At 35.4% G+C, this 17048-nt stretch carries 17 protein-coding genes; 7 read left to right on the plus strand and 10 right to left on the minus strand.

The features are described from left to right. Positions 1-158 precede the first annotated feature (158 nt). From MODO_RS01730 to MODO_RS01745, 4 genes are all read left to right on the plus strand, one after another. On the plus strand, positions 159-968 hold the full coding sequence (locus tag MODO_RS01730) for a hypothetical protein (protein WP_006257662.1): 810 nt from the start codon (positions 159-161) through the stop codon (positions 966-968). Between the two features lie 6 nt (positions 969-974). Further along, positions 975-1946 (plus strand): hypothetical protein, encoded by a 972-nt coding sequence (locus MODO_RS01735; RefSeq protein ID WP_006257663.1) that lies wholly within the window; start codon positions 975-977, stop codon positions 1944-1946. A 93-nt stretch (positions 1947-2039) separates the two neighbouring features. Then, positions 2040-2492, plus strand: a complete 453-nt coding sequence (locus MODO_RS01740) for a 6-pyruvoyl trahydropterin synthase family protein (protein WP_006257664.1) — start codon at positions 2040-2042, stop codon at positions 2490-2492. A gap of 3 nt (positions 2493-2495) precedes the next feature. Further along, positions 2496-3278: a UDP-2,3-diacylglucosamine diphosphatase gene (locus tag MODO_RS01745; protein WP_006257665.1), complete on the plus strand. Its 783-nt coding sequence runs from the start codon at positions 2496-2498 to the stop codon at positions 3276-3278. A gap of 48 nt (positions 3279-3326) precedes the next feature. Here MODO_RS01745 and MODO_RS01750 read toward each other — a convergent pair whose 3' ends face one another. After that, positions 3327-4649, minus strand: a complete 1323-nt coding sequence (locus MODO_RS01750) for an HTTM domain-containing protein (protein ID WP_006257666.1) — start codon at positions 4647-4649, stop codon at positions 3327-3329. Then, on the minus strand, positions 4618-5577 hold the full coding sequence (locus tag MODO_RS01755) for a bifunctional riboflavin kinase/FAD synthetase (RefSeq protein WP_006257667.1): 960 nt from the start codon (positions 5575-5577) through the stop codon (positions 4618-4620). The genes MODO_RS01750 and MODO_RS01755 overlap by 32 nt, the downstream gene beginning before the upstream one ends. A 151-nt stretch (positions 5578-5728) precedes the next feature. Here MODO_RS01755 and MODO_RS01760 point away from each other — a divergent pair, with 151 nt between their 5' ends. Continuing rightward, positions 5729-6556, plus strand: a complete 828-nt coding sequence (locus MODO_RS01760) for an endonuclease/exonuclease/phosphatase family protein (protein ID WP_006260496.1) — start codon at positions 5729-5731, stop codon at positions 6554-6556. A 33-nt stretch (positions 6557-6589) separates the two neighbouring features. On the opposite strand, the gene MODO_RS01765 is transcribed toward MODO_RS01760, so the two are convergent. The 4 genes from MODO_RS01765 to rimP all read right to left on the minus strand — a co-directional run bounded on the left by MODO_RS01765 (position 6590) and on the right by rimP (position 12145). Then, positions 6590-7261, minus strand: coding sequence for a zinc metallopeptidase (locus MODO_RS01765; RefSeq protein ID WP_006257669.1), 672 nt, complete (start codon positions 7259-7261; stop codon positions 6590-6592). A gap of 121 nt (positions 7262-7382) precedes the next feature. Then, positions 7383-10379, minus strand: a complete 2997-nt coding sequence (infB, locus tag MODO_RS01770; protein ID WP_006257670.1) for a translation initiation factor IF-2 — start codon at positions 10377-10379, stop codon at positions 7383-7385. A gap of 45 nt (positions 10380-10424) precedes the next feature. Further along, positions 10425-11663 (minus strand): transcription termination factor NusA, encoded by a 1239-nt coding sequence (nusA, locus tag MODO_RS01775; protein WP_006257671.1) that lies wholly within the window; start codon positions 11661-11663, stop codon positions 10425-10427. A 14-nt stretch (positions 11664-11677) separates the two neighbouring features. Next, positions 11678-12145, minus strand: a complete 468-nt coding sequence (rimP, locus tag MODO_RS01780; RefSeq protein ID WP_006257673.1) for a ribosome assembly cofactor RimP — start codon at positions 12143-12145, stop codon at positions 11678-11680. Between the two features lie 170 nt (positions 12146-12315). On the opposite strand from rimP, the gene MODO_RS01785 reads away from it, so the two are divergent. Continuing rightward, on the plus strand, positions 12316-13143 hold the full coding sequence (locus MODO_RS01785; RefSeq protein ID WP_006257674.1) for a universal stress protein: 828 nt from the start codon (positions 12316-12318) through the stop codon (positions 13141-13143). Positions 13144-13601: 458 nt separating this feature from the next. On the opposite strand, the gene MODO_RS01795 is transcribed toward MODO_RS01785, so the two are convergent. The 4 genes from MODO_RS01795 to MODO_RS01810 all read right to left on the minus strand — a co-directional run bounded on the left by MODO_RS01795 (position 13602) and on the right by MODO_RS01810 (position 15883). Continuing rightward, a complete protein-coding gene (locus MODO_RS01795; protein ID WP_006260495.1) occupies positions 13602-14426 on the minus strand; it encodes a mechanosensitive ion channel family protein in 825 nt (274 codons plus the stop codon). After that, positions 14410-14637 (minus strand): hypothetical protein, encoded by a 228-nt coding sequence (locus MODO_RS01800; protein ID WP_006257677.1) that lies wholly within the window; start codon positions 14635-14637, stop codon positions 14410-14412. The genes MODO_RS01795 and MODO_RS01800 overlap by 17 nt, the downstream gene beginning before the upstream one ends. A gap of 2 nt (positions 14638-14639) precedes the next feature. Further along, positions 14640-15221, minus strand: coding sequence for an RNA polymerase sigma factor (locus MODO_RS01805; protein ID WP_006257678.1), 582 nt, complete (start codon positions 15219-15221; stop codon positions 14640-14642). Positions 15222-15289: 68 nt separating this feature from the next. Beyond that, positions 15290-15883 carry a riboflavin synthase gene (locus tag MODO_RS01810; protein WP_006257681.1) on the minus strand — a complete coding sequence of 198 codons (594 nt, stop codon included), beginning with the start codon at positions 15881-15883 and terminating at the stop codon, positions 15290-15292. Between the two features lie 57 nt (positions 15884-15940). Between MODO_RS01810 and pdxA the strand changes: the two genes are divergently transcribed. Then, complete coding sequence (gene pdxA / locus MODO_RS01815) at positions 15941-17011, plus strand: 4-hydroxythreonine-4-phosphate dehydrogenase PdxA (RefSeq protein WP_006257682.1); 1071 nt, start codon at positions 15941-15943, stop codon at positions 17009-17011. Positions 17012-17048: the final 37 nt, after the last annotated feature.

Genomic DNA, 17048 nt, shown 5'->3' on the forward strand with positions numbered 1-17048 from the left:
ATATAAACACCATTATTCTTAAAAACAAAACACAATACATCAAGATTAAATAAAAACATGTCAATATAAAATCTTTTTACTTACAATAATCATCTCTTTATCAATAATGTTAATTTTAATTAACTCATTGTACTATATTTGCTAAAAAATATAAAACTATGAAATCACTAAAGTACTTACTTCCAATACTTTTAATCGCTTGCAAAGCTGTTGCTTCAGAACCGCTAAAGCTAGATGATTACAGAGATAAAGGGAGGTACAGTACCTCACATTATGAAGGAGGTTTTCTAAGTCATTTAAATATTGCTGCCGGAGTTTCTACATTAGGATTTACCATAGAAGCAGCGACTCCTATTAATTCAAGTTTAAAACTTAGAGCAGGATTAGATTATTTTGAGTTCAATTCTAAAAAGTACGATGTAAACTTTGATGATCAAGAAGGAATACTACACGAAGCCTTTGGTTATACACCTACTTATGAAATGCATGGTAGTATAAAAGCTATTCATGGACACGCACTAGTAGATTATTACCCTTTTAGAAAAGGAATATTTCATCTTACTGCGGGTTTCTATTTAGGAAGTACTAAACTTGAAGCGGATGGACTATTAACAGATGGTAATGGTACCCCAGCTGAACTAAAACCTGGTCATGACTGGCCTATAATAGAGTTCGATGGCAAAGAACTAGCAGTAATAGATGGTAAGATAAACGCAGAGCTAACATTAGGTCAAATAATCAAACCATATATAGGTATTGGATTAGGAAGAGCTGTTTCTAAAAAACGTTTAGGAGTTAAGTTTGAACTAGGAGTATTATACCAAGGAGACTATACTTTAAAACAAAACGGTAGAACAGTTGCTTCTACAAGCGACCTTAATGCTTCAATAGAAGATGCAGATAAAGTAACCAAATGGCTAAAACTATGGCCAATGGTAAACTTTCAAATTAATTACCGAATATTCTAAAATATCATGAAATTAAAGCATATCACAACAGTCATCTTATCTTGCTTATTCATCTACTCTACAAACTCTTATGCACAAGAAGAACCCACTGAGAATACAGCAGTTAATCTTGTAGAAGAAGTAAGTCAAGAGAAAACAATAGATGAACAACAACCTAAGCAAGACAAAAAGAAGAAAAAGAAGTCAGGACCTCCTACCTTACCTCCCAATAATTCTACAGCTTACTTACTACATGTAGGTGAAGACGAATTCGTGAGAGATAATATAGCGAAGCACTACTCTGACCAACGCTTCTATGAATGGACATTAAGTGCAGGAGTATCTACGATGGGGCTAACACTAGAGGCATTGACTCCTATTAACAGCTATTTAAAACTTAGAGGAGGTATAGACTTATTCTTCTATAATTCTAAGCATTATGAAGTTGGTATTGATGACCCTAATAACATAGGGCAATATCTAGAAAAAGGTAAACCTAACTTAAGAATTAAAGGTAAAAATCACATGATACATGCTCACACCTTAGTTGACTTTTACCCTGTCCCAGATGGTTTATTCTTTCTTAGTGGGGGTTTCTACTTTGGGCAAAACAAAACAGCCTTAGACGGGTATTTAATTGACGTCTATGGTAATAGAGCAGAATTAAAAAAACAATATGCCGAATGGCCTGATTTAGACTTTCAAGGAAACCAAATCAAGTTAAATGAAGGGAATATGAAAGCTGATGTTACACTCGGTAGTATCATCAAGCCTTATCTAGGGATAGGAATAGGAAGAGTGGTAACGAATAAAAAACTAGGTTTTTCATTTGAACTGGGGATTATGTACCAAGGGGACTATGAACTAAAACAAGATGGAAGTAAAGTTCACTTCGATCTTGATAACGACTTTGAATACAACGAAAAAGGAGAGAAATGGTTAAATCGTATTAAATGGTGGCCTAAAGTATCCGTCCAAGTTAGATATAGATTATTCTAAACTCAGTCATCTCTTTAAGGATAAAGAGAAAAGGCTACGCTAAATATAGGAGGTCAACTATATTTTTGTGTACCTTTGCCAAAATTTTTAGTTATGCCTAAGATTAGAATTACAAAGCAATTCACATTTGAAACAGGACATGCCTTATATGGTTATGATGGTAAATGTCGTAACGTACACGGTCATAGTTATAAGCTAGCTGTTACAGTTATTGGAACTCCGATAGAGGATACTAATAATGTGAAGTATGGTATGGTTATAGATTTTGGAGACTTAAAAAAAATAGTGAAAGGAGATATCGTAGATGTATTCGATCACGCTACTGTTTTCAATAAAAATACCCCTCATATAGAATTAGCAAAAGAACTAGAAGAACGCGGACACCACGTTATTCTTGTCGATTATCAACCAACTAGTGAAAACATGGTTATTGACTTCGCTCAGAAGATAAAAAGCAAATTACCTGAAGGGATAGAACTATACTCATTAAGATTACAAGAGACAGAATCATCATACGCTGAATGGCATCAATCAGATAATTTATAGGACTTGAGTTTTACAATTAATACAGATAAGAGTATATACTTCGCTTCTGATCAGCACTTCGGAGCTCCTACTCGAGAGAAAAGTCTTCCTAGAGAAGAGTTATTCTTACAGTGGCTACGCGAGAAAGAAGATGATATGGGCGCCTTATTCATACTAGGAGATTTATTTGACTTCTGGTTTGAGTACAAGACTGTAGTACCTAAAGGTTTTGTAAGAATACTTGGTAAGTTGGCTGAAATCAAAGATAGAGGCATTCCTGTTTTCTTCTTTGTAGGAAACCACGACTTATGGATGGATGACTATTTCCAGACAGAACTAGGAATACCAGTATATCACGAGCCTAAAGTGTTTGACATTAATGGTAAGAAGTTCTTTATCGGACATGGAGATGGACTAGGACCTGGAGATATGGGCTATAAGAGAATGAAGAAAGTCTTTACCAATCCTTTCTCTAAATGGCTGTTCAGATGGTTGCATCCAGACATCGGCGTTAGACTTGGTTCTTACCTATCTGTTAAGAATAAACTGATATCAGGTGATGAAGACATTAAATTCTTAGGAGAAGACAACGAATGGTTAATCCTATATGCTAAACGCAAATTAGAAACCACTCACTATGACTACTTCGTTTTTGGGCACCGTCATTTACCAATGATTATAGATCTAAATGATAAGTCTAAGTACATCAACCTAGGAGATTGGATTAACTACTTCACCTATGGTAAATACGATACTAGTCTACATCTAATAGAATATAAGAAAGAGCTTGCTGAAGCTAAACAATAACAAAAAACGCATACTGATCAGTATGCGTTTTTTGTTATCTCTTTTATTCTAAAAAGGCTTCTCTAATATCCACTCACAGTGCGTAAAGTAATTCCAACCTACAGCTCCTAAGTCTACTTTAGGATCTACGAATTGGCTTAAATCACGTTGATTAATTGATACATAACTTTCAGCATATACTGCCACGTCCTCTCCTTTTACTTCATATTCTTTTTTGATATATTGTGCCATCTGCCAGATCATATCTGGAGAAGATAGGCGAGCCATCTGTTTATTAGTTAGCACATCTTCTATATCGTAATACTTTCTATCCCCTGTCTTTTTATTTTCTACTATATAATTCGTATAACCACTCCTTGACCTAAGCATCATACGCCAGCTAAGGCGATGAGCTTCATCAGTCCATAACACATCTCCCTTGATAAAATAATGTCTTAGAGGAAGCACTAATTGTACAAACATAAATGCCAATAAGAAATACTTCACTTGAGGTGAGAAGTGTCTAGCTACAACTTGTTCCTCTTTTAAAGTATCCTCATCTAAAGGAGTTTTCTTCTTAAAGAACCAACTTCTTACTTGCTCTGGTTCATAGAAGAACACAGCAAAACTCAATGCAAAATAAGGGAATATACCGATATGTAAGGTGATAGAATTAAACAAGTGAAATACCAATGAGGCTATCACAGCTAAAGTACGCGTGCGTTTATACAACAATAAGAACACTACTAGTCCATCAAATATAATCCCTAAATAAGCAATAGAGACATAGAACCAATCCTGTGTAAATACTTGCTTAAACACATCAGGAATATTAGCTCCTTGATACATCAACTTTGTAAACGTACCATCTAACCAATCTGGATAGAACTTAGCCACAGTACCATAGATATAAAGCATGAATACCTGAAAGATAAATAGCCAAGAGATGTAATAAGGCATGGAGTATTCTTCTGTTACTCTATTGCTTTTTACATCAAGAGAAGCATATCGATTAGCGGGTACGAAGCACATATACACACAAATCACTAATAGCATATAGTAGTGATTATTATAAGATGTCTTCTGTATAAAATAAGCACCTGCCCATAATATCGTTAGTAGTGGCATAGTCCACTTATATCGATACCCAAGCATAACAGCCACTGACACACAGCCCATCACAAAAAAGTAGGCATACATCTGAGGTCCTACTAGCACCTGCAGAAAGTCCATATAGATATGGGAGAATGTAATCTTTACATCGACTAGGTTATCTCTTACCCAACCTGTAGCAATCGCACCGAATGACTCACAAGCGAATAAGAAACCAAAGAATATTCGAAAGATAATTAACGGAGAATTATCTATCTGACGGTACAGTTTTTCCTTCATAACGACTGAAGAACTCTCGAGTCACGCGTTCGTCATCTTTTAACTTCGCGATTAACTCATCAAGTCCACTAAATTTTAATTCATCTCTTATTCTGTCTAAGATACGAACTTTTAACTTTTGGTCGTATAAATCACCATCCCAATCTAAATAATTTACTTCTATCGTATAAGGATGGTCTGCAAAGGTAGGGTTAATACCCACACTCATCATTCCCATCACTTTCGCTCCATTTAACTCAGATTCTACCACATACACACCGTTCTCAGGAATCAATTTATAATCTTCGTCCACAACAATATTCGCTGTAGGAAAACCTAACTTACGGCCTAATTTCTTACCGTGTACTACTGTACCAGAGAAATAGTACTCATACCCTAAGAACTCATTCGCCAACATCATATTACCGTCTTCTTCTAGAGCAACGCGTATCTTAGTAGAACTAATAGAGACATGATCTATTTCTTGAGCAGAGATCTCCTCTACTTCAAAGCCATATTTCTCACCGAATGCCTTTAAATCATGAATATCAGCAGTTCTATTTTTTCCGAAGCGATGATCATAGCCTATAATTATTTTAGAGATATTAAATTTATCTACTAATACCAGCTTTACGAACTCTTCTGCTGATAACTGAGCGAACTCTAAGTCAAACTTTTGAATGACTAGATTATCTAATTCTAATCCTTTTAAAAGCTCTTTCTTCTCTTCTATAGTATTCAGTAATCGAATACTGTTATCCTGCTTTAAAACCATGCGAGGATGAGGAAAGAAGGTCAACACCAAACTCTCGCCACCATTAGCTTTAGCAGAATCAACAAGCTTTTTGATAATCATCTGATGTCCTACGTGTACTCCATCAAAAGTACCTAATGTAGCAACTACTTTTTTATCGCAATTAAAATCAGCTATAGAAGAAAATGTTTTCAATTTTTAAAGTTTATATCAGTTACATTACTATTTTTGTGCCCCTTTATTCCCAATGACTGGGTAGAGAACAAAACTGCGTAAAAATACGTCATTTTTATAAATGCCTCTTTATAAAATGACTATAATCTAACGCCTTTTAACAAAATTCAATATGCCTAACACTAGATTTTTAAAAGCCTTAACTTTATTTATTATCACTCTTATTGTTTCTTTTTCGGTTAATGCCCAAGTGAAAATAATGACTTGGAATTTACTTAATGTAGGAAAGAGTAAATCACAAGAGAATATAGAATACATCGCCAAAACGATTAAACAAACAGACATCATAGCTATACAAGAGGTTGTTACTAACCCTACAGGCGCACAGGCTATTGCTAAGATACACGAAGAACTAAACAGATCATCAGGAGCCAAATGGGACTATGCGATAAGCGATCCTACTGTTAGTTCACCATATCGCTCAGAACGCTATGCTTACCTATGGAGAACTAGTAAAGTCAAGCTGAAAGGCAAACCTTTTCTTGAACCTACTTATCAAGAGGAAATAGAAAGAGAGCCTTATATGGCTACATTTATTTATAAAGGAAAAGAAATAACGATAAGTAGTTTACACGCACTACCAACTAAACATCAGCCTGAGAAAGAAATCAAGTACCTCAAATTCTTTCCCGAACACTATCCTGAACACAACCTTATCTTCTTAGGTGATTTTAACTTAAGTGAAAGCCACAGCGTATTTAATCCCTTAAAGAAACAAGGGTATCTACCTAGCTTCTCTACACAGAAGACGAGCCTTAGACAGAAATGCCTTAAAGGTGACTGTCTAGCATCAGAGTATGATAATATCTTTTATCACCCTGATAAGAATGAACTTATCAGTGCTAAGCCTATCTACTTCTTTGAAGACTTTGAAGAAATTAGCATAGCAAGAAAAGTATCTGATCACATCCCATTACTCATCACGTTGAATATATTATAACCCAAAAGACCTCTTTAGCAGAGGTCTTTTTTATTATCTTCTATTCATATAGATCATTACATAGTACAGTAGCGTACCTAGTGAACTTATCGCAGCCACTACATACGTACGAGCTGCCCATTTCAACGAATCTTTAGCTCCTGCATATTCTCCTTGAGTCACTATATTCTTCGCTTGTAACCACTTTAACGCACGATTACTCGCATCGTACTCTACAGGTAACGTTACAAAAGAGAATATCGTCGTCATCGCAAACAAAATAATCCCGATTAATAACAACTGCGGAAATGTATTAATCATTAACACACCTCCTAATAATACCCACGTCACTATATTAGACGAAAAGCTAACAATAGGAACTAACTTAGAGCGCATAGTCAGCCAGTGATATGCCTCAGCATGCTGTACAGCGTGTCCTACCTCATGGGCAGCAACAGCAGCCGCAGCAGCATTGCGCTCATTATACACAGCCTCACTTAAGTTGACTGTTTTATCCATTGGGTTATAGTGATCGGTTAGCCTACCTGGAGTAGAAATAACTCTTACGTCTCTGATCCCATGATCAAACAACATCTTCTGTGCTATCTCCGCACCACTCATCCCATTCTGAAGTTGTACTTTAGAATATTTCTCAAATTTACTTTTTAAGCGATAACCTACTAACCAACTAGCACCCATTATCGCAATCATAAAAATCCAAATCATACTTAGACGTTTTTCTTTTTTAATTAAATCTACAAATTATAAGCCAAACTAAAAATAAGACATTTTGACATAAAAAAAGGGTTACATCACTGTAACCCTCTCTTATTAACTATATTTTATACTATTTAAGTTTCTTTTTAACCTCTACTTCTTGGAAAGCTTCGATTACGTCATACTCCTTAATGTCGTTGTAGTTTTTAATCTGAATACCACAATCATATCCTTTAGAAACTTCTTTAACGTCATCTTTGAAACGTTTAAGAGCAGTTAACTCTCCAGTGTAGATTACTACACCTTCACGGATTAAGCGGATTCTAGAGCTACGGAATATCTTACCATCTGTAACCATACATCCAGCGATAGTTCCCACTTTAGAAATTTTGAACAACTCACGGATCTCAGCAGTACCAGTAACCTCTTCTTTAAGCTCTGGAGATAACATACCTTCCATTGCATCTTTAAGGTCATCGATAGCAGCATAGATGATAGAGTAGTTACGGATATCAATCTCTTCTTTATCAGCTAATACTTTAGCAGATGCCATAGGACGAACGTTAAATCCGATAATGATCGCGTCAGAAGCAGATGCTAACAATACGTCAGATTCTGTAATCGCACCAACTCCTTTATGGATAATGTTGATTTGAATTTCTTCTGTAGATAATTTAGAGAATGAATCAGATAATGCCTCAACAGAACCATCCACGTCCCCTTTTAAGATAATGTTCAATTCTTTGAAATCTCCTAATGCGATACGACGTCCAATCTCTGCTAACGTAATGTGACGTTGAGCACGTACAGATTGTTCACGGATCAGCTGAGTACGTTTAGATGCAATTTGTTTTGCTTCTTTTTCTTCTTCGAATACGTTGAATTTATCACCCGCAGTTGGCGCACCATCAAGACCTAATACAGAGATTGGAGTTGAAGGACCAGCTACTTTAATAGACTTACCACGTTCATCGTGCATAGCACGTACTTTACCATGGTTACATCCTGCTAATAAATAATCTCCTACACGAAGAGTACCAGCTTGTACTAATACAGTAGATACATATCCTCTACCTTTATCTAAGAATGCCTCTACTACAGTACCTACTGCTAACTTATCTGGGTTAGCTTTCAGTTCTAACATTTCAGCTTCTAATAATACTTTTTCAAGTAATTCAGTCATACCAATACCTTGTTTAGCAGAGATATCTTGAGATTGGTAAGTACCACCCCATTCTTCTACTAGCAAGTTCATTGATGCTAACTTTTCTTTAATCTTATCAGGGTTAGCCGTTGGCTTATCTACCTTATTGATCGCGAAGATAATAGGTACACCTGCCGCCTGAGCGTGGCTAATAGCCTCTTTCGTTTGTGGCATGATGTCATCATCCGCAGCGATTACGATAATAACGATATCCGTTACTTGCGCACCACGTGCACGCATCGCAGTAAACGCCTCGTGACCTGGTGTATCTAAGAAAGTAATCTTTTGACCATTTTCTAAAGTTACCCCATACGCACCGATGTGCTGCGTAATACCTCCTGACTCACCAGCGATAACGTTAGCTTTACGAACGTAGTCAAGTAACGATGTCTTACCGTGGTCAACGTGTCCCATTACAGTAACGATAGGAGCACGAGATTTTAAATCTTCTGGTCTATCTGGAGCCTCTTCGATAGCCTCTTCAATAGCTGCAGTAGTAAAGTCTACTTCGTATCCGAACTCATCAGCCACGATAGTCAATGTCTCAGCATCTAGACGTTGATTCATTGTTACCATGATACCTAATGACATACATGTACCGATAACTTTAGTAATAGGCACATCCATCATAGTAGCGATCTCACCTACAGTAACGAACTCAGTAACTTTTAATATTTTACTTCCAGCTTCTAATGCTTTTTGTTCGTCATCCGTTTTCTTACGGTGTACATCACGTTTATCACGACGGTATTTAGCAGATTTAGACTTATTACCTTTACCTTGAAGACGTTCTAGCGTCTCCTTGATTTGGTTTTTAACTTCTTCTTCTGTTGGCTCAGCCTTAACTACAGGAGCTTGTTGGTTACGTCTTTGGTTTCTATTACCAAATTTGTTTCCACCAGCATTGTTATTATTGTTGTTATTTCTTTGCCCGCCACCTTGGTTTCTGTTATTGTTGTTGTTATTACCACCATTAGCATTATTGCTATTGTTATTAGTAGTATTACCACCTTCAGCAGTACCTGGTTTAGCTATACGTTTTCTCTTATTCTTATTAGCGGCATTACCAGCACCTGGTTTCGCATTGTTACCAGCGTTGTTACCACCTTTTTTAGGCTCTTCTTTTTTCTTTTTAGGCTTATCGAATTGAGATAAATCGATAGTCTGTCCAGTAAAAGTAGTACCAGAAAGTTTTTGATAATTAGTTTTAATCATCTCCTCTCCTGCGTTTTCTTCTGTCTTAGCAGCCTCTTCCGCTTTGTTAGACTCTGCTTTTTTAGAATCCACTTTGTTAGATGAAGCATCCTTACTTCCTGCTACAGATTCTTTCTGTTTTGGTTTTTCCACCTCTTTTTTAGCTTCCACTTGTTTATTTGAGTTCGTTACTTTAGATGCTTCCTTATCAACTACAGGTTTAGCGACAGTCTCTTTCTTATCCTCTATAACCTCATTAGCTTGTTTTTGCTTACTCTCTTTAGCAGGAGCTTTGGCATCTTTTTCAAAAGATTTATTTTCTTTATTAGAATCGTCTGAAGAAGCTTTAGTTTTTTTAGGCTCAAGATCGATTTTACCCACAGTTTTGATAGCTGCAATTTCTTCAGCTTTAGCTCGGATAATTTCTTGTTCACGCTTAATACGTGCTTCCTCTTGTTTTTTCTTCTCCTCTAATTCTTTATCACGCTCAATTTTCAAGGCCTCTTTCTCTTTCTTTTTCTCTTCACTTACTTCAATAGATGCCTCTTTCTTACCTTTATCAGCAGAAAATTGTTTACACAAAACACTATATTCTTGATCAGAAATTTTAGCATTAGGTGTTGCGTCGATATCGAAACCTTTTCCTTTTAAAAAGTCAACGGCTCTATCGAGAGAAATATTCAATTCCCTTAAAACTTTATTAATTCTTATTGCTCTTTCTTCAGACATATTATCCTTTTAGTGTATTAAATGTGTTGTGTTGTTAACTTGTAATTAATCCTCGAATTCTTCTTTCAAGATTCTAAGTACATTCTCAATTGTTTCATCTTCAAGATCAGTACGTTTCATTAACTCTTCAACACTTAGGCTTAAAACGCTCTTAGCCGTATCTAAACCGATTCTTGCAAATTCTTCAATTACCCACTCGTCGATTTCGTCTTTGAACTCTTTTAATTCTACGTCATCGTCTTCTGGGTTTAATTCACGCATAACATCAATATCATATCCAGTCAACATACCAGCTAATTTGATGTTTTGTCCACCACGTCCTATCGCACGTGATACCTCTTCTAGAGCTAAATAAACATTTGCTTTTTTAGTCTCTTCATTCAGAACTACCTTATTTACGTTAGCAGGTGCTAAAGCACGCTTAACGAATAATTCTGTATTATTAGTAAAATTAATTACATCTATATTCTCATTTCCTAATTCGCGAACGATACCATGGATACGAGATCCTTTCATACCTACACACGCTCCTACTGGATCGATACGATCATCAAAAGTATCTACTGCCACTTTTGCTTTTTCTCCAGGGATACGTACCACTTTCTTAATCGTGATATGTCCATCAGCGATCTCAGGAATTTCTTGCTCGAATAATCTTTCTAAGAACTCAGTAGCAGTTCTAGACATGATGATTTGAGGTTTAGATCCTTTTAATTCTACTGCTTCGATGATTCCTTTTACAGTATCACCTTTTCTAAAGAAGTCAGATGGAATCTGTTTATCTTTTGGTAAAACGATTTCATTTCCTTCCTCATCCATCAAAATTACAACTTTTGGGCGGATGTGGTGCACTTCTGCTGAATAAACTTCTCCAATAATATCTTTGAACTGTTTGTATAAAGTAGTATTATCGTGCTCAGTCACTTTAGAGTTTAAGTTTTGGCGCAATGCTAAAATAGCACGTCTTCCTAACTCCTCTAATTTAACCTCTTCTGAAACTTCTTCTCCTACTTCAAAATCTGGTTCGATCTTGCGTGCTTGAGATAATGAAATTTCATAGTTATCATTCTCTACTTCCCCATCATTTACTACTACACGGTTTCTGAATATCTGGCAATCTCCTTTATCTGGGTTAACAATGATATCAAAGTTATCATCATTACCAAATCTTTTTTTCAATGCATTTCTAAATACATCTTCTAAGATGGCCATCAGCGTTACACGCTCAATATCTTTTTCGTCTTTAAATTCTGAGAATGAATCTACTAAATCTCTATTCTCCATGTGCTTTTTTTATTTTAAAATGAAATTATAACATTCGCTTCTTTAATATTCTCAAAAGGAATCACAGCTTCTTTCTCTACTGTCACCTTCCCTTTTCCTACAGGTTTAGGCTCTCTAGCCTTCCACTTTAGGACAATCTGATTATCGATCACATTATCTAGAGTAGCCTCGTATTTCTCTTGATCTAGCGTCACCACTTTTAGCTTTCTACCAATGTTCTTATGGTATTGACGAAGTAATTTTAAAGGTGCTGTTGCACCTGCTGATGCTACCTCTAGTGAGAAATCCTGCTCTTCTCTATCTAAATTATGCTCTATAGCTCTACTAAAATTTATACAATCTTGTAATGTCACACCTTCATCACCATCTATAGTTAGAGTGATTTTATTGTCAGCAGACACCGTAAAATCTATAATAAATATAGATGTATGCTCTTCTAAAGCCTTATCTATTAATTCTTGTACTTTACTTTTTAATGTCATATGCTATAAAAAGAGGGGACTACTTTGTCCCCTCATTATTTAACTTTTTTAATAAATAACTGTGCAAAGATATTAATTTTTTTATTACAAATAAAACTTTTGCCTATTGATAATTATATTCTTAACTTTAAATCATGTAATTAAATCGAAATTAAACAACAAATATCACTATGAAAAAAATACTAGTCCCAACAGATTTTTCTACGCAAGCTTATAACGCTATCAAGGTAGCTGCTTGTATAGCTAAAAAAGGAGATGCAGAAATACTACTATTACACATCTTGGACTTGCCACAACAAGGAAATGATAGTATCAATAAAGGTACTCCTGCTCCTGAAGTAATGTTCTTCAAGAACGCTGCTGAAGAGAAACTTAGAGAATTAGCCCTATCTGACCTATTCGAAGGCATTAAGGTATCTACTAGTCTTATCCTAGACAGAACGGCTTATGGCGTGACTAAGACAGCAGAGACGAATAAAGCAGACCTTATCGTAATGGGATCTCATGGAGCGAGCGGAGCGAAAGAATACTTCGTAGGTTCTAATACTCAGAAAGTAGTAAGAACATCTGACGCACCTGTATTAGTAATTAAAGGAGAAGGGGATGACTTCAACGTGAATGATCTTGTATTCGCTTCTGACTTTACTGATAATATGAAAGAACCTTTTAAAAAGATTCTACGTCTACACCAGATGTTCGACACGAAATTACACCTACTGATGGTAAACACCCCTAATAGCTTTAAACCTACTCATGTAGCAGAACAAGTATTAGAAGACTTCTTAGAAGACATCACAGATACAGAATACGACTTATCTATCTATAATGATCTAACAGTAGAAAAAGGAATCCTTAACTTCTCTAAGAAAACGAATGCAGACCTAATCACGATCGCTACACATGGACGTACAGGGTTAGCTCATTTCTTCAACGGAAGTATCAGTGAAGATTTAGTAAATCACTCACCTATCTCAGTATTGACTATCAAGATAGACTAAGTACTATCCTTATATAATATAAAAAGCTGATTGCTATTCGCAATCAGCTTTTTTATTTCTCCTATTCTATTCATTTACTCTCTTCTTTGCTTTTAGTTCCTAGCAGATTCCTTCGACTATCCTTGCACATTTCTTCGAGAAAACCCCTCTCTGGGCAAGCAAACTCGAAGAAAACCCCTAGAATACCCGAAGAACCCCAAGCCCAAACACAATATACCTCTATAAATCAATACTCTGTAAAAAACTCAGTCCTTCATAATAAAACAAAAAGAGCAACCAAAGTCATAAACTCCATATCTAGTCAAAAAGAGCGGAAAGAAAATAAAAAAACAGCCTTATTCAAGAACTGTAACCTTAGAGAACAACTCTTAATCCAAGATACTAATACTAAAAAAGGCGAATATCATGAGAACATTCGCCTTTTATTATATGCTAATAGCTACTGCTATATAAATAATCTATTTTATTATCTCGATATGACTTTCTGATACTTTAGCTATCGGTAGATAGTGTTTCTTCCCTTCTACTAACAGACATAGGTAGATATTATCTATAGAGATCACATATCCTTCTAGACCATCGATACGCACTAGCTGTCCTAACTCTAGATTCTTACGAGCGTAAAAAGAGAACAATAGTCTAGTCACAACATCTTTAGCCCCTAATCCTAATGATAAAGCTACAGTCAATAGGATAGCCCCTACGATAATAGAGATATTATTAGTAATAATATCTGTGTTTATACCCATCTGATTCAATGTAGTAATAAACACAAAAACCAAGATTAGATAGAATAAGATATTACCTATCATACGTGCTCCACTGAAGTCAACAGCCTTTAACACTTCCACAATAGCTTTCTTTACCCATGTAGCAAAATACAATCCTCCTACGAAGATCAGTAGTGCTACAAACACTTTAGGAATATACAACATCAGGTTTCCAATCTCACGAGAGACAATAGCTAGACCAAATAACTCAGCTCCTACTACTACCATTAAGAAGATTAAAAACACCTTTACAAAGAAGATTAAGATATCAGACACACTGATCTTGATATTCACCTTATTCAAAAAGTCATTTTCGCTTAATAGATTTTGTATTTTCTCTAAGCGAATAACCTTAAACAGCTTCTTTAAGACATAAGAACATACCTTAATTATTAACCAAGAAATTAAAATATAGCCTACTAAAAAAACAAATCCTATCAATCCTTGTAATAACGAGCTCATTACAGAGTTAATCATTTGACTAGGATACTCAAAGTTATAACGTTCCATCATCCTTACTATTTTTAATTTTATTGATTATTTCATTTTCTTTTTTCACATCTTTTTCTCCTATCAGGCTACCTAATGCCTGAGGAACCTTAACAGTATAAAGTTCTGACACATCTAGTGATAACTTAATAAAGTTGAGATTATCTATTACCCTATCTTTTAAGTAATCTGGTAATTTTTCGTCCTGAAGAATTTTTTTAAACGGATTATCCATAATTACAACGAGTTATAAATTTCAACAATTTTTTTCTTAGCCCTGTGGAGTCGCATTTTCACCGCACTCTCTCCTAAATCCAACAGGGTGGAAATCTCCTTAATAGACTTGTCATCCTGATATTTCATCAACAAAACAATCTTGTCCTCCGGATCCAACCTTACTAATGACTCTTGTAACCTATCGACACTCAATGAGAATATCTCCTCATCCGAAATCTCGTCTTCTACAGATAATGCGTATTGATTCTCATCATCCAATGTTTCTTCATTTCTCTTCTTCTTAAGAACTAACCTAGAATAATTGACACAATGATTATACGCAAAAGAATACAACCATGTAGAAAATTTAGAATCACCTCTAAAGTTCTTTAGGTTTAAATACAACTTCACAAAAATATCTTGTGTAAGATCTTCTGCCACATCCCTAGACTCAGCAAAACCAATACACTTCGCATAAACTTTCTGTGCGTACCGATCATAAAGTATCCCAAATAAGTTAGTATTGCTACTATGAACAATGAATTGTACTAACTCTTCATCCGTCATCGCAGCAAAATTACTATTTTGCGAATTAAACTTCATATACTTTTTTTTCAGGTGCAAAGTAAAGTCTTTTACACCAATAGTCCCATAAAAATACTAAATATTTACTACAAACTTCTCAATTGCACCAACTTAGCAACATACTTCCCAACAACATCAAACTCAAGATTAACCACGGTTCCGACTTGATAATGTTTAAAAATAGTATGCTCTAAAGTATATGGAATAATCGCAACTTTAAAAGTATTGATACCAGAGTCTACAACAGTCAGACTCGTGCCATCTATAGTAATAGACCCTTTCTCTATCGTCACATGCTGTGACGTCTTTTTATATTCAAACCCAAAATATGTACTACCTCCCACTTCTTCAATACTCACACAGGTAGCGATATGATCTACGTGTCCCTGTACGATATGCCCATCTAAGCGACCATTCATCAGCATAGCTCTTTCTAGATTTAGCTCCTGCCCTACTTGCCACTGTCCTATACTTGTCACATCTATCGTTTCTTTAATAGCAGTAACAGTATATTCAACATCTGCCAGTGCTACTACTGTCAAACAGATACCGTTATGTAAAACGCTCTGATCGATCTGTAACTCACTAGCAAATGCAGATTCTACTGTGATATGTAAGTTTTCTTGCTCTTTTTCTATTCTTTTGATATTTCCGATGTTTTCAACTATCCCTGTAAACATAACTCCATTTATTTTATTAAATTTGCTTTCAAAAGTAGGAATAATTTAGACGAAACTATGAGCCACAAAGAAGAAATTATAAAAGTAGGGATCTCTATCGGAGATCTAAATGGGATAGGTAGTGAAGTTATACTCAAATGTTTCGAAGACAGTAGAATGCTAGAAATCTGCACTCCTGTTATATTCGGAAATTCAAAGCCTCTATCATATATAAAAAAAACGATTGATAATAATACACCAATACAAGGAATAGACAATCTAAATCAAATTGTCCCAAATAGATTAAACGTACTAAATCTATGGAAAGAAAACGTTAATATTTCATTTGGTAAAAATGACCCCATCGTTGGAAAATATGCTATCAAATCATTTGTTGCAGCAACTGAAGCTCTAAAAAATGGAGAGATAGATGTACTTATAACAGCTCCTATCAATAAATATAATAGCGTAGACGAAGAGTTTAAGTACCCTGGACACACTGATTATCTAAACGAGCAATTAGAAGGTCAGGCTCTTATGCTACTAGTAAGTGAAGATCTAAAAATAGGATTACTAACAGATCATTTACCAATACAAGATGTAGCGAAAGCAATCACTCCTGAATTAATCGAACAAAAAGTAAAAACGATAAACGATACTTTAATTCAAGATTTCAATATATTTAAACCACGCATTGCTATCTTAGGATTAAACCCACACGCTGGTGACGGCGGTGTTATAGGTAATGAAGAATTAACAATCATAAAACCGACAGTAGAAAAACTTAATGATGAAGGTATTCTAATTTCAGGCCCATTTCCTGCAGATGGTTTTTTCGGATCAGGAACACACAAACACTTTGATGCAGTGATAGCGTGCTACCACGATCAAGGTTTAGCCCCTTTCAAAGCACTTTCTTTCGGTCATGGTGTGAACTATACTGCTGGTCTAGATAAGATTAGAACTTCTCCTGACCACGGAACTGCTTATGAAATAGCTGGAAAAGGCATTGCAGACGAAACTTCTTTTAAAGAAGCACTATATCTAGCTATTGATATTTATAACAATAGAAGTAGAAATATCGAAGCAGCAGCAAACCCTTTACAGCCTCAAGAAAAAGATTTTAGCACAAAAAAATTTGATAACTAGCTTGTAATTATAATAATTTTTTATCTTTGCACGCTCA

It is taken from the genome of Myroides odoratimimus, from assembly GCF_001485415.1.
In the GTDB taxonomy this organism is placed as follows: Bacteria; Bacteroidota; Bacteroidia; order Flavobacteriales; family Flavobacteriaceae; genus Flavobacterium; species Flavobacterium odoratimimum.

Bases quoted from the DNA above. Each gene is read 5' to 3' on its own strand.
- MODO_RS01730 (WP_006257662.1), top strand. From the start codon at position 159: ATGAAATCACTAAAGTACTTACTTCCAATACTTTTAATCGCTTGCAAA.
- MODO_RS01735 (WP_006257663.1), top strand. From the start codon at position 975: ATGAAATTAAAGCATATCACAACAGTCATCTTATCTTGCTTATTCATC.
- MODO_RS01740 (WP_006257664.1), top strand. From the start codon at position 2,040: ATGCCTAAGATTAGAATTACAAAGCAATTCACATTTGAAACAGGACAT.
- MODO_RS01750 (WP_006257666.1), bottom strand. From the start codon at position 4,649: ATGAAGGAAAAACTGTACCGTCAGATAGATAATTCTCCGTTAATTATC.
- MODO_RS01760 (WP_006260496.1), top strand. From the start codon at position 5,729: ATGCCTAACACTAGATTTTTAAAAGCCTTAACTTTATTTATTATCACT.
- MODO_RS01765 (WP_006257669.1), bottom strand. From the start codon at position 7,261: ATGATTTGGATTTTTATGATTGCGATAATGGGTGCTAGTTGGTTAGTA.
- infB (WP_006257670.1), bottom strand. From the start codon at position 10,379: ATGTCTGAAGAAAGAGCAATAAGAATTAATAAAGTTTTAAGGGAATTG.
- nusA (WP_006257671.1), bottom strand. From the start codon at position 11,663: ATGGAGAATAGAGATTTAGTAGATTCATTCTCAGAATTTAAAGACGAA.
- rimP (WP_006257673.1), bottom strand. From the start codon at position 12,145: ATGACATTAAAAAGTAAAGTACAAGAATTAATAGATAAGGCTTTAGAA.
- MODO_RS01785 (WP_006257674.1), top strand. From the start codon at position 12,316: ATGAAAAAAATACTAGTCCCAACAGATTTTTCTACGCAAGCTTATAAC.
- MODO_RS01795 (WP_006260495.1), bottom strand. From the start codon at position 14,426: ATGATGGAACGTTATAACTTTGAGTATCCTAGTCAAATGATTAACTCT.
- MODO_RS01800 (WP_006257677.1), bottom strand. From the start codon at position 14,637: ATGGATAATCCGTTTAAAAAAATTCTTCAGGACGAAAAATTACCAGAT.
- MODO_RS01805 (WP_006257678.1), bottom strand. From the start codon at position 15,221: ATGAAGTTTAATTCGCAAAATAGTAATTTTGCTGCGATGACGGATGAA.
- MODO_RS01810 (WP_006257681.1), bottom strand. From the start codon at position 15,883: ATGTTTACAGGGATAGTTGAAAACATCGGAAATATCAAAAGAATAGAA.
- pdxA (WP_006257682.1), top strand. From the start codon at position 15,941: ATGAGCCACAAAGAAGAAATTATAAAAGTAGGGATCTCTATCGGAGAT.